Raw genomic sequence first — 12,229 nt, forward strand, 5'->3', positions numbered from 1 at the left:
AATGTCCACGACTGACAAGACCGCAGCCGGCGTGGGCCCCGTCGAGGGCGGGGCCGTCTACACCGTCGACAACCCGGCGCCCCTCATCGAGGCCCCGCGCAAGCGCACCAAGAAGTCCCCCAGGTCCACCCGGGGCAACTTCGAGCTCGCCGCATGGCTCTTCATGCGCCTGTCGGGCGTCGTGCTGGTCGTGCTGGTCCTCGGCCACCTGCTGATCCAGCTCGTGCTGGACGGCGGCGTCTCCAAGATCGGCTTCGCCTTCGTGGCCGGCCGCTGGGCGTCCCCGTTCTGGCAGGTCTGGGACCTGCTGATGCTGTGGCTGGCGATGCTGCACGGCGCCAACGGCCTGCGCGTGGTCATCAACGACTACGCCGAGCGCGCGCAGACCCGGCTGTGGCTGAAGGCTCTGCTCTACACCGCCACGGTGTTCACCATCCTGCTGGGCACGCTGGTGATCTTCACCTTCGACCCGAACATCCGCTAGGCACGGGGCTGCGAGAATCATGAAGATCCACAAGTACGACACCGTCATCGTCGGCGCCGGTGGCGCCGGTATGCGCGCCGCCATCGAGTCGACGAAGCGCAGCCGCACCGCCGTGCTCACCAAGCTCTACCCCACCCGCTCCCACACGGGCGCCGCGCAGGGCGGCATGGCCGCCGCGCTGGCCAACGTGGAGGAGGACAACTGGGAGTGGCACACCTTCGACACGGTCAAGGGCGGTGACTACCTGGTCGACCAGGACGCCGCCGAGATCCTGGCGAAGGAGGCCATCGACTCCGTCCTCGACCTGGAGAAGATGGGCCTGCCGTTCAACCGCACGCCGAACGGCACCATCGACCAGCGCCGCTTCGGCGGTCACAGCCGCAACCACGGCGAGGCCCCGGTCCGCCGCTCCTGCTACGCGGCCGACCGCACCGGCCACATGATCCTCCAGACGCTGTACCAGAACTGCGTCAAGGAGGGTGTGGAGTTCTACAACGAGTTCTACGTCCTCGACCAGCTGATCACCGAGGTCGACGGCGTCAAGAGGTCGGCCGGTGTGGTGGCGTACGAGCTGGCCACCGGCGAGATCCACGTCTTCCACGCGAAGGCCGTGATCTACGCCTCCGGCGGCTGCGGCAAGTTCTTCAAGGTGACGTCCAACGCGCACACCCTGACCGGTGACGGCCAGGCCGCCGTCTACCGCCGGGGCCTGCCGCTGGAGGACATGGAGTTCTTCCAGTTCCACCCGACCGGCATCTGGCGCATGGGCATCCTGCTGACGGAGGGCGCCCGCGGTGAGGGCGGCATCCTGCGCAACAAGGACGGCGAGCGCTTCATGGAGAAGTACGCGCCGGTCATGAAGGACCTCGCGTCCCGTGACGTCGTGTCCCGCTCCATCTACACGGAGATCCGCGAGGGCCGCGGCTGCGGTCCCGAGGGCGACCACGTCTACCTCGACCTCACGCACCTCCCGCCGGAGCAGCTCGACGCCAAGCTCCCGGACATCACCGAGTTCGCCCGTACGTACCTCGGCATCGAGCCCTACACGGACCCGATCCCGATCCAGCCCACCGCGCACTACGCGATGGGCGGCATCCCGACCAACGTCGAGGGTGAGGTCCTGGCGGACAACACCACGGTCGTCCCGGGCCTGTACGCGGCCGGCGAGGTCGCCTGCGTGTCCGTGCACGGCGCCAACCGCCTGGGCACCAACTCGCTGCTGGACATCAACGTCTTCGGCAAGCGGGCCGGCATCGCGGCGGCGGAGTACTCGCAGAAGGCGGACTTCGTCGAGCTGCCGGAGAACCCGGCGGAACTCGTGGTGGAGCAGGTGGAGCGGCTGCGCAACTCCACCGGTGCCGAGCGCGTGGCGGAGCTGCGGCGCGAGCTGCAGGAGACCATGGACGCCAACGTCATGGTGTTCCGCACCGAGCAGACCATCAAGACGGCGGTCGAGAAGATCGCGGAGCTGCGCGAGCGCTACAAGAACGTGGCGATCCAGGACAAGGGCAAGCGGTTCAACACGGACCTGCTGGAGGCCATCGAGCTGGGCAACCTGCTCGACCTCGCCGAGGTCATGGCCGTCTCCGCGCTCGCCCGCAAGGAGTCCCGCGGCGGTCACTACCGCGAGGACTACCCGAACCGCGACGACGTCAACTTCATGCGGCACACCATGGCGTACCGCGAGGTCGGCGCCGACGGCTCCGAAACCGTCCGTCTCGACTACAAGCCGGTCGTCCAGACCCGCTACCAGCCGATGGAGCGTAAGTACTGATGGCTACCCCCGTTCTGGACAAGGAAGACGCGGCCGGCAAGCCCGAGCCCGGTTTCGCCGACTCCCCCTACATCACGGTCACCTTCCGGGTCCGCCGCTTCAACCCCGAGGTCGCGGCCGAGGCCACCTGGGAGGACTTCCAGGTCGAGATCGACCCGAAGGAGCGTGTGCTCGACGCCCTCCACAAGATCAAGTGGGAGGTCGACGGCACGCTGACGTTCCGCCGCTCGTGCGCGCACGGCATCTGCGGGTCGGACGCGATGCGGATCAACGGCAAGAACCGTCTTGCCTGCAAGACCCTCATCAAGGACATCAACCCCGAGAAGCCGATCACGGTCGAGCCCATCAAGGGCCTGACGGTCCTGAAGGACCTCGTGGTCGACATGGAGCCGTTCTTCCAGGCGTACCGGGACGTCATGCCCTTCCTCATCACGAAGGACACGAACGAGCCCACGCGTGAGCGGCTGCAGTCCGCCGAGGACCGCGAGCGCTTCGACGACACCACGAAGTGCATCCTGTGCGCGGCCTGCACCACGTCGTGCCCGGTCTTCTGGAACGACGGGCAGTACTTCGGCCCGGCCGCCATCGTCAACGCGCACCGCTTCATCTTCGACTCGCGCGACGAGGCCGGCGAGCAGCGCCTGGAGATCCTCAACGACCGCGAGGGCGTGTGGCGCTGCCGCACGACCTTCAACTGCACGGACGCCTGCCCGCGCGGTATCGAGGTCACGAAGGCGATCGCCGAGGTGAAGAGGGCGCTCATCACGCGCCGCTACTGAGCCCCACCGCTCGACCGCTCGACCGGAAGGCCCCGTCACCGCTGGTGACGGGGCCTTCTCCCGTTCCCGGCCCTCCCGTTGTGTTGAACATGTTCAAAAAGAGGTCTACAGTCATCTCCGACAGCGTTTTGAACGTGTTCAAGAAGGGTGGGGGCAATGGACCGCACGGTCGTCGCCTACGTCATCTACCTGCTGGTCAGCATCGGTCTGACCATCTGGGTGGCCCGCACGCTCAGCCGGAACGGCAGGATCTTCCTCGCCGACGTGCTGCACGGCAACGAGAAGCTCGCCGACGCCGTCAACCACCTCCTGGTGGTCGGCTTCTACCTCGTCAACCTCGGGTTCGTCGCGCTGTACCTGAGCGACGACGAGACCATCACCGACACGCGCGGCGTCTTCGAGGCCCTGTCGACCAAGCTCGGTGTGGTGCTCCTCGTGCTCGGCTTCATGCACCTGGCCAACGTCTACGTGCTCAACCGCATCCGGCGCCGGGGCGCGATGGAGCGGGAGCAGGTGCCGCCCGTCCCGCCGCAGGGCTGGGTCGCCCCGCAGGCCCAGGTCTGAGCGGAGACCACCCCGTGAACGCCACCACACCGGCCGGGCGGCCCGCCGCCGCCCCGGTCCGCCGGCTCACCGTCCTGTACGACGCCGAGTGCTCCCTGTGCGCGTTCCTGCGCGACTGGCTCCTGCGGCAGCCCCACCTGGTGCCGCTGGAGCCGGTCCCGGCCGGCTCCGAGGAGGCCCGGCGGCGCTTCCCCGGGCTGGACCACGCGGCGACCCTCGACGAGATCACCGTCGTCGGGGACGCCGGGCAGGTCTACCGGGGCCCGGCCGCCTGGGTCGTCACCCTCTGGGCGCTGCGCGGGCACCGGCGTCTCGCCCACCGGCTCAGCACCCCCGCCGGAGCCCTGCTGGCCAGGGGCGCGGTCCTCGCCGCCGCCAAGTGGCGCGGAGCGCAGGGGAACCGGGGGCAGGGCGGCGCCGGGCCGTGGGGCGGCCGGGTGTACCGGCGGGCGGACGGCTGGTCCTACGCCCCGGACACCGGCTGGACCTACGGCAGCCCGGGCTGCGCCGACGGGAGCTGCGCCCCCCGGCAGGCACCGGGGCGCTGACGTTAGGCTCTCTTTCCGTGCCCGCGAAGAACGACGGCCCCGACGACGGCGCCAACCCGACCAAGTCCGAGCAGACCCGCGCACTGATCCTGGAGACGGCCATGCGGCTGTTCCAGGAGCGCGGTTACGACAAGACGACCATGCGGGCCATCGCCACGGAGGCCGGGGTCTCCGTCGGCAACGCGTACTACTACTTCGCGGGCAAGGAGCACCTGATCCAGGGCTTCTACGACCGGATCGCCGCCGAGCACCAGGTGGCCGTCCGGGAGATCCTGGCCCGGGAGACCGACCTGGAGGCCCGGCTCGCCGGGGTGCTGCGCGCCTGGCTGGACATCGCGGCGCCCTACCACGAGTTCGCGGTGCAGTTCTTCAAGAACGCCGCCGACCCGGACAGCCCGCTCAGCCCCTTCTCCCCCGAGTCCGAGCACGCGCGCCAGGAGGCCATCAGCGTGCACCGGCACGTGCTGGCCGGGGCGACGAAGACCAAGGTGCCCGAGGAACTGCGGGACATCCTGCCCGAGTTGATGTGGCTGTCCCAGATGGGCCTGTGCCTGTACTGGATCTTCGACCGGACCGAGGGCCGCGAGCGCAGCTACCGGCTCGCGGAGCGGGGCGCCCGGCTCACCGCACGCGGTGTCTCCCTGGCCCGCTTCCGGGTGCTGCGCCCGCTCGTGCGCGAGGTGCACGAGCTGTTCACGGACTTCCTGCCGGGGATGACCCGGGCGATCCCGGACCCGGCGGCACGCCGCGAGGACACGGCACGCCGGGACGGCTCCTAGGGCCTGCCCCGGGGGCGCTCACGCCTGCTTCGAGGCCAGTTCGATCACCGTGACGTCCGAGGGCGCCCCCACGCGCGTGGGCGGGCCCCAGGCCCCGGCGCCGCGCGAGACGTACAGCTGGGTGTCGCCGTAGCGCTCCAGGCCCGCGAGGGTGGGGTTGGCGCCGGAGGCGACGAGGTTGCCGGGCCAGAGCTGGCCGCCGTGGGTGTGGCCGGACAGCTGCAGGTCGACGCCGTGCTCGACGGCGTCGTGGATCTGCACGGGCTGGTGGGCGAGCAGCACGCAGGCCCGGGCGGTGTCCCGGTCGCCCAGCGCCCTGGCGAAGTCGGGGCCCCGGCCCTCGTCCTCGCCGGCCACGTCGTTGACCCCGGCCAGGTCGAAGTGGGGCATCTCCCGGCGGGCGTTCTCCAGGGGGATCAGCCCGAGCCGCCGCACCTCCTCGACCCACTGCTCGGCGCCGGAGAAGTACTCGTGGTTGCCGGTGACGAAGTAGGACCCGTGACGCGCCGTCAGCTGCGCGAGCGGGGCGGCGGCGGGACCGAGGTCCTTCACACTGCCGTCGACCAGGTCGCCGACGACCGCGATCAGGTCGGGCTGGGTCGCGTTGACGGTGTCGACGACCTTCTGGGCGAAGCCGCGGCCCAGGACGGGCCCGAGGTGCACGTCGCTGACGACGGCGATCCGGTAGCCGTGCGCGGCGCGCGGCAGCTTGGCCAGCGGCACGGTGACCCGCTTGACCTTCGGCCCGCGCAGGACGCCGTACGTGCCGTACCCGACGGTTCCGACGGCGGCGGCAGCGGCGGTCCCGGCGACGACCCGGGAGACGAAGAGGCGGCGGGAGGGGCCCGAGGCCGCGGCGGGGGCCGGGCCCGTGGCCGTGGGCGGCTCGGCGGGGCCGCCGGACGCGGGCGCGGGGCCCGCCTGCGGGTCGGCCGCCGCGGTGCCGGCCGGCCCGCCGGGCACGGCGACGCGCTCGGTCCGCGACGGGGACGCCGGCTCCGGCGCCTCGCCCCGGGACCCGGCCCGCCGTCGCAGGAACCGGCCCAGCAGCGGCCGGACGAGCTCCCCGGCCAGCACCGCCAGCAGGAGGTACATCGACAGTGCGAGCCACAGGAAACCCGGCCAGGCGAGGGTCCGCTGGAGCCAGAAGGGGGCGCCCGAGCGTTCGGCGACCAGGGCCGCGACCGCCAGGACCCAGCCGCCGGCGATCAGGACCGCGCCCGCGCGGCGCAGGGGGCCAGGGCCCCGGGTGGTGTCGCGGAACAGGCGGCGCCACACGTACCAGTTGGCCGTCACGATGACGGCCAGGACCAGCAGGGCGACGAGCACGAAGACGATGGCCACGGTGTCGTGTCTCCCGATTGCCGTTATGACGTCCGGCGCAGTGCGCGCAGACCACGCAACCCGATGGCCCCGACGATCGTCCCCAATACGAAGGACACGACGGCGAGCAGCAGGTGCACCCAGAAGTAGGCCGTGGGACGGCCGTCGTCGAAGGCGAGCCCGCTGCCGTCCGCGGCCAGGTTCTTGACGAAAGTGATCCAGATGACCCAGCTCCACACCCCGAAGGCGAGCAGGAACCAGGAGACGGGGCGGCTGAGCTTCATGCACCCAGTATCGCCAGGGCCTGTCCGGTTCCGTTCGCGGGGTGGGGCCGGGGGCGGGACTTCCCCCCGCACGGCATGTACGTTTCCGATCGTGCCCGCACCGAAGAAGACCGCCGGGCGATCCCTGCTGGTCGCCTCCGCCGTTCTGTCGTCCCTCGTCCTGACCGCGCCGGCCGCCGTCGCGGCCCCCAAGCCCTCGGACAGCCCCTCGGCGAGCCCGTCGGCCACGCCCCCGGCGTCGATGTCGACCGTGGGCGGTGCCCGGCTCGGCAGGCCGGGGACGCAGGTGAACCTGGCGAGCGGTGTGCCGGTGCTGCCCAAGGGCGTCAGCGCCCGCTCCTGGATCGTCGCCGACGCCGAGACCGGTGACGTGCTGGCCGCGCACAACGCCCACTGGCGCCTCGCCCCGGCGAGCACGCTGAAGATGCTGTTCGCCGACACGCTGCTGCCCAAGTTCCCCAGGACCGGCAAGCACAAGGTGGCCCCCTCCGACCTGGCCGGCATCGGCGCCGGTTCCAGCATGGTCGGGATAAAGGAGGAGGAGACCTACACCGTCCACGACCTGTGGCTCGGGGTCTTCCTGCGCTCGGGCAACGACGCGGTGCACGTGCTGTCCGCCATGAACCAGGGCGTCGACAACACCGTCCGGGAGATGAACGAGCACGCCGAGGAGTTGCAGGCGCTCGACACGCACGTGGTCAGCCCGGACGGCTACGACGCCGAGGGCCAGGTCTCCTCGGCCTACGACCTGACGCTGATCGCCCGGTCCGGGATGCAGAAGAAGGACTTCCGCGAGTACGCCGCCACGGTCTCCGCGAAGTTCCCCGGCGAGACGAAGAAGGGCAAGAAGGGCAAGTCGGTGCGCGAGTCCTTCGAGATCCAGAACACCAACCGGCTGCTGTCCGGCGACTCGGACGTGCCCGTCTACCAGGGCATCGCGGGGGTGAAGAACGGCAACACCACCAACGCGGGCGCCACCTTCACGGGGGTCGCCGAGCGGAACGGCAAGGTGCTGCTGGTGACCGTCATGAATCCGGAGAAGCCGGAGCACAACGAGGTCTACAAGGAGACCGCCCGGCTCTTCGACTGGGGCTTCAAGGCGGCCGGGAAGGTGCAGCCGGTGGGTGAGCTGGTGCCGCCGCGGAGCGCCGCCCGGCCCAGCGCCCAGCCCGGCGCGAACCCCTCCGGGGAGGCCGGGGGCGCCGGGAGCGGCACCGGGACCGGCGGCCGGCCGGTGGCCGGCGCCCCGACGGCGGGCGGCTCCAGCGGGATGGGCACCGCGCTGGGCATCACCGGCGGGGTGCTGGTGCTGCTCGTGGGCGGCGCGTTCCTGGTCAACCGCCGCTGGCCGCTGCCGGATCTGGTGCGCCGCCGGACCCGCCCGTGAACGCGGGGACCTCGTCCCGCTTGCTCTGCGTCGCCGTCCAGGAAGCGCAGAACAGCACCAGTTTCGAGGTGAAGTTGATCCACAGCAGCAGGGCGACGGGCACGCCGAACGCGCCGTACATGCTCTTCGCGGCCACGCCCTGCAGATAGCCGCTGAGCAGCAGCTTGAGCAGTTCGAAGCCGACCGCTCCGGTCAGCGCCGCCACGAACAGGCGGTGGCGCGTGGGCTCCACGCCGGGCAGCAGGGTCAGGACGTAGAGCAGCAGCAGGAAGTCGGCGAGGACGGCGACCAGGAACGCGGCGATGTGCAGCAGCACGCCGCTGAATCCGCCCTCGTCGATGCCGAGCTGCCGGGTGATCCAGCCGACCATCGCGGAGGCGACGGCGGAGGCGGCGATGGTCAGCAGCAGCGCGCCGCCGAGGCCGATCAGGACCCCGGCGTCCTTGCCGTAGCGCACGAGGGGGTTCTCCTCCTCGTCGGGCAGCTCCCACACCGCCCGCAGGCACTCGCGCATGGAGCCGGCCCAGCTGACGCCGGTGAAGAACAGCACGGCGCCCGCGATCAGCCCGACCGTGCCCGCGTTGTCGACCAGGCCGGCGATGTCCAGCTGGTCGGAGATGCCGGGCACCTGCTCGGCGATCTTGTCCTGGAGCTGGTCCTGCTGCTCGGTGCTGAGCGTGGCGGCGGCGATGGTGGCCGACACCGTGAGCAGCGGGAAGAGCGCGACGAAGCTCGTGAAGGTCATCGCGGCGGCCAGCCGCGTCCACTTCACCCGGTCGAGCCGCTCGTACGACCGCCACGCGTGGGTGATCATCAGCCGCTCCGCCCACGGCCCGACCACCGGGAGTCTTTTCAGCCAGTCCATGATCCGACTCTGCCCTCCGCCCGGAACACCCATGTACGGGTACCCCAGAACCGGAGGATCGTGGCCAGGGCCATGCCGACCACCGCGCCGGAGACGGTGTCGGCGCGCTGGGAGGTGAGGCCGAGGCCGTAGTGGCTCACGGCGAGGCACAGCAGCTGCACGGCGGCGCCGGCCAGGTTCACCGCCGCGAACACCGCGCAGGGCAGCAGGCCCCTCGGCCGGCGGTCGCGGTAGGGGCCGAGGGCGTTGCCCGCGTAGGCGACGGAGCAGGCGGCCAGGAAGGACAGCGCCTTGGCGGTGAGCGGGCCGCACCCGGCCGGGCCGCGCAGGCCGGTGAACAGGGCGAGGTCCACGGTGTAGGCCAGCAGGCCGACGCCGGCGAAGCCCAGGACCTCCCGCCGCAGCGGCGATCCCGGGCCCCACGCCGCGCGCGCGGTCACCAATTGGCCACCGCCAGGGCGTACATGGCCGCCCAGGCCACGCCGATGAGGGCGAGGGCCCGGTCGCGCAGGACGACGTCCTCGGGCTCCCCCGCCGTGCCCCGGTCGGCGAACACGGCGTAGCGGAGGACGGCCAGGATGAAGGCGACCATGGACAGCTGGCGCCAGGGCAGCACGCTGGTGTGCGGGACGCCGCCCTCCTCCATCGCCCACAGGCAGTAGCCGAGGACGGCGACACCGGCCGCGAGCTGCCAGACGAAGCGCAGGTAGCCGGTGGTGTACTCGGTGAGCAGCGCGCGGGTGGCGCCCGCCTTCCCGGCCATCTGCACGGCCTCGGAGTAGCGCTTGGCCGCGACCATGAACAGCGCGCCGAACCCGGTGGTGATCAGGAACCAGCGCGAGAGGGGGATGCCGAGGGCGAGCCCGCCGACCATGGCCCGCATCAGGAACCCGGTGGTGACGACCGCGAGATCGACCACGAGGACGTGCTTCAGGCTGATGCAGTACGCCAGTTGCAGGGCGAGGTAGGCGGTCAGCAGGGCGGCGACGGCCGGGCCGCACAGCCGGGCGGCCGCGACGGGCGCAAGGACGCCGAGGGCGCCGCCGACGGCGTAGGCGACGGGTACCGGGACCTGCCCGGCCGCCACGGGGCGGTGCCGCTTGACCGGATGGGCGCGGTCGGCGTCGGCGTCGCGGGCGTCGTTGACGAGGTAGACGGCGGCGGCGCAGGCGGTGAACAGCAGAAAGACCAGGATGAGTTGCGCCATGGCGTGGGCGGAGAACAGTTCGCCCGCCGCCGCCGGGGCGGCGATCACGAGGACGTTCTTGACCCACTGCCGGGGCCGGGCGGTTCGGACCAGGCCGGCCAGGAGGCCGCCCTTGCGGGGCGGTGCGGGCCGCTCCTCGCGGGTGCGCTGCCGCAGGACGGCCGTCTCAGTCACGGGGGGCTCCCGCCGTCATCCAGCGGGCGCCGAGCCGGGCCGTGAGCGCGCCGAGGGCCGCGCCGGCGGCGACGTCCGAGGGGTAGTGGACACCGGCCACCAGGCGCGAGACACACACGGCGGCGGCGAGCGGCGGAACGGCACGCGCCCCGAGGGCGCCGAAGGCGACGGCGGCGGCCGCCGCGGACGTGGCGTGGGAGCTGGGGAAGGAGTGCCGGCCGGCGGTGCGCACCAAGGGCTCGACGTGCGCGGGGCGCGGACGGCGCACGATCCTCTTCACCCCCATGCTGGCGAGGTGCGCCCCGGCGGTCAGGGCCGTGCCGCGCAGCCAGGCGCCGCGTCTCCTGCGGTCCACGGCGGCTCCGGCGAGCCCGGCCGCGAGCCAGAGCGCCGCGTGCTCCCCCGCCCAGGACAGGGCACGGGCGGCGTCCGCCACCCGCGGGTCGCTGCCGCAGTCCCTGAGCGCCGAAACGATCCGGTGGTCCATGTCGTGCAGGTCGTCGAGGTCGTCCATGTGGACTCACTGTTCACGCCAACCCGCCATGAACTACGGCAATATTGAGCGACATCCCATTAATCACCCATTTCGGGGAGGGGTGCCATGTTCCCGAACTGATAGCCCACAGTGGGGCGATACGGTCACGGACATGTCTGCCGACACCGATTACGTCTCCGACGACATGGGCTTGGACCACACCACTGTCACCGGCTGGGGTCGCACCGCCCCCACCGCCGCCCGGCTGATCCGGCCCCGGACGTACGAGGAGGCCGCGGCAGCCGTCCGGGAGTGCGGGGCCCGCGGCGGGATCCCGCGGGGGCTGGGCCGGGCGTACGGGGACGCCGCGCAGAACGCGGGCGGATCCGTGCTCGACATGACGGCCCTGGACCGCATCCACGCCATCGACGCCGACGGCGGCACCGTCCTGTGCGACGCGGGCGTCTCGCTGCACCGGCTGATGCAGGTGCTGCTGCCGCTCGGCTGGTTCGTGCCGGTCACCCCCGGCACCCGCTACGTCACCGTCGGCGGGGCGATCGGCGCCGACATCCACGGCAAGAACCACCACGTCTCGGGCTCCTTCGCCCGGCACGTCCTCGCCCTCGAACTGCTCACCGCCGACGGCGAGATCCGCACGGTGATCCCCGGCACCCCGCTCTTCGACGCCACCGCCGGCGGCATGGGACTGACCGGGGTGATCCTCACCGCGACCGTCCGGCTCCAGCCGGTCGAGACGACCCTGGTGTCGGTCGACACCGAGCGGGCGGCGGACCTGGACGACCTGATGGCCCGGCTGGCCGCCACCGACCACCGCTACCGCTACTCGGTGGCCTGGATCGACCTGCTGGCCCGGGGCGCCTCGACCGGGCGCGCGGTGCTCACCCGCGGCGACCACGCGCCCCTGGACGCGCTCCCCGCCCGGCTGCGCCGCGACCCCCTGGCCTTCCGTACCTCCCGCCTGCCTCCCGCACCCGCCGTCCTGCCCGAGGGCCTGCTCAGCCGCACGACCGTGGGCCTGTTCAACGAGCTCTGGTACCGCAAGGCCCCCCGGGCCCGCACCGGGCAGCTCCAGCGGATCTCCGCGTTCTTCCACCCGCTGGACGGCGTGCCGCACTGGAACCGCGTCTACGGCCGCGGCGGCTTCGTCCAGTACCAGTTCGCCGTCGGCTACGGCCAGGAGGACGCCCTGCGCCGCATCGTGCACCGCATCTCGGCCCGCCGCTGCCCGTCCTTCCTGGCCGTCCTCAAGCGCTTCGGCGAGTCCGACCCGGGCTGGCTGTCGTTCCCCGTGCCCGGCTGGACGCTGGCGCTGGACGTCCCGGCGGGGCTGCCCGGCCTCGGCGCCTTCCTCGACGAGCTCGACGAGGAGGTCGCCGGGGCGGGCGGGCGCGTCTACCTCGCCAAGGACGCCCGCCTGCGCCCGGAGCTGCTCGCGGCCATGTACCCGCGCCTCGGGGAGTTCCGCACGCTGCGCGCCGAACTGGACCCGCACGGCGTGTTCGTGTCCGACCTGGCCCGCCGCCTCCATCTCTAGGCAACCACCAGGTCTCCAGGCAACCACTAGG

General features: G+C 72.0%; 14 protein-coding genes. 8 read left to right on the forward strand and 6 right to left on the reverse strand.

What is annotated here, in order from left to right; genetic code table 11:
- The first annotated feature begins 1 nt into the window (after position 1).
- From ACH4C6_RS03940 to ACH4C6_RS03965, 6 genes are all read left to right on the forward strand, one after another.
- Entirely contained in the window at positions 2-484 is a 483-nt protein-coding gene (locus tag ACH4C6_RS03940) for a succinate dehydrogenase hydrophobic membrane anchor subunit (protein ID WP_398106917.1), read from the forward strand.
- Positions 485-503: 19 nt separating this feature from the next.
- On the forward strand, positions 504-2,258 hold the full coding sequence (gene sdhA / locus ACH4C6_RS03945) for a succinate dehydrogenase flavoprotein subunit (RefSeq protein WP_398106918.1): 1,755 nt from the start codon (positions 504-506) through the stop codon (positions 2,256-2,258).
- Positions 2,258-3,037, forward strand: a complete 780-nt coding sequence (locus ACH4C6_RS03950; protein WP_369198797.1) for a succinate dehydrogenase iron-sulfur subunit — start codon at positions 2,258-2,260, stop codon at positions 3,035-3,037. Before sdhA ends, ACH4C6_RS03950 begins: the two co-directional genes overlap by 1 nt.
- 156 nt (positions 3,038-3,193) lie before the next feature.
- Entirely contained in the window at positions 3,194-3,601 is a 408-nt protein-coding gene (locus ACH4C6_RS03955; RefSeq protein WP_398106919.1) for a hypothetical protein, read from the forward strand.
- Positions 3,602-3,615: 14 nt separating this feature from the next.
- Entirely contained in the window at positions 3,616-4,149 is a 534-nt protein-coding gene (locus ACH4C6_RS03960; RefSeq protein WP_398106920.1) for a thiol-disulfide oxidoreductase DCC family protein, read from the forward strand.
- 17 nt (positions 4,150-4,166) lie between these two features.
- Complete coding sequence (locus ACH4C6_RS03965) at positions 4,167-4,928, forward strand: TetR/AcrR family transcriptional regulator (protein ID WP_398106921.1); 762 nt, start codon at positions 4,167-4,169, stop codon at positions 4,926-4,928.
- Between the two features lie 18 nt (positions 4,929-4,946).
- Here ACH4C6_RS03965 and ACH4C6_RS03970 read toward each other — a convergent pair whose 3' ends face one another.
- Together ACH4C6_RS03970 and ACH4C6_RS03975 are read right to left on the reverse strand one after the other, a co-directional pair.
- Positions 4,947-6,272: a metallophosphoesterase gene (locus ACH4C6_RS03970; protein ID WP_398106922.1), complete on the reverse strand. Its 1,326-nt coding sequence runs from the start codon at positions 6,270-6,272 to the stop codon at positions 4,947-4,949.
- Between the two features lie 23 nt (positions 6,273-6,295).
- Positions 6,296-6,535: an SCO4848 family membrane protein gene (locus ACH4C6_RS03975; protein ID WP_398106923.1), complete on the reverse strand. Its 240-nt coding sequence runs from the start codon at positions 6,533-6,535 to the stop codon at positions 6,296-6,298.
- Between the two features lie 91 nt (positions 6,536-6,626).
- Between ACH4C6_RS03975 and ACH4C6_RS03980 the strand changes: the two genes are divergently transcribed.
- Positions 6,627-7,922, forward strand: coding sequence for a D-alanyl-D-alanine carboxypeptidase family protein (locus ACH4C6_RS03980; protein ID WP_398106924.1), 1,296 nt, complete (start codon positions 6,627-6,629; stop codon positions 7,920-7,922).
- Here the strand turns inward: ACH4C6_RS03980 and ACH4C6_RS03985 are convergent.
- The 4 genes from ACH4C6_RS03985 to ACH4C6_RS04000 are packed head-to-tail and all read right to left on the reverse strand — an operon-like array spanning position 7,870 to position 10,682.
- Entirely contained in the window at positions 7,870-8,787 is a 918-nt protein-coding gene (locus ACH4C6_RS03985; protein ID WP_398106925.1) for a YihY/virulence factor BrkB family protein, read from the reverse strand. The genes ACH4C6_RS03980 and ACH4C6_RS03985 overlap by 53 nt on opposite strands.
- On the reverse strand, positions 8,775-9,227 hold the full coding sequence (locus ACH4C6_RS03990; RefSeq protein WP_398106926.1) for a GtrA family protein: 453 nt from the start codon (positions 9,225-9,227) through the stop codon (positions 8,775-8,777). The genes ACH4C6_RS03985 and ACH4C6_RS03990 overlap by 13 nt, the downstream gene beginning before the upstream one ends.
- Positions 9,224-10,168 carry a decaprenyl-phosphate phosphoribosyltransferase gene (locus tag ACH4C6_RS03995; protein ID WP_398106927.1) on the reverse strand — a complete coding sequence of 315 codons (945 nt, stop codon included), beginning with the start codon at positions 10,166-10,168 and terminating at the stop codon, positions 9,224-9,226. The genes ACH4C6_RS03990 and ACH4C6_RS03995 overlap by 4 nt, the downstream gene beginning before the upstream one ends.
- Positions 10,161-10,682 carry a phosphatase PAP2 family protein gene (locus ACH4C6_RS04000; RefSeq protein WP_398106928.1) on the reverse strand — a complete coding sequence of 174 codons (522 nt, stop codon included), beginning with the start codon at positions 10,680-10,682 and terminating at the stop codon, positions 10,161-10,163. The genes ACH4C6_RS03995 and ACH4C6_RS04000 overlap by 8 nt, the downstream gene beginning before the upstream one ends.
- A gap of 133 nt (positions 10,683-10,815) precedes the next feature.
- Here ACH4C6_RS04000 and ACH4C6_RS04005 point away from each other — a divergent pair, with 133 nt between their 5' ends.
- Positions 10,816-12,198, forward strand: coding sequence for an FAD-binding protein (locus tag ACH4C6_RS04005; protein ID WP_398106929.1), 1,383 nt, complete (start codon positions 10,816-10,818; stop codon positions 12,196-12,198).
- The last annotated feature ends 31 nt before the right edge of the window (positions 12,199-12,229 follow it).

The organism is Streptomyces sp. NPDC017943, from assembly GCF_044328425.1.
GTDB classification, from domain to species: domain Bacteria; phylum Actinomycetota; class Actinomycetes; order Streptomycetales; family Streptomycetaceae; genus Streptomyces; species Streptomyces djakartensis_A.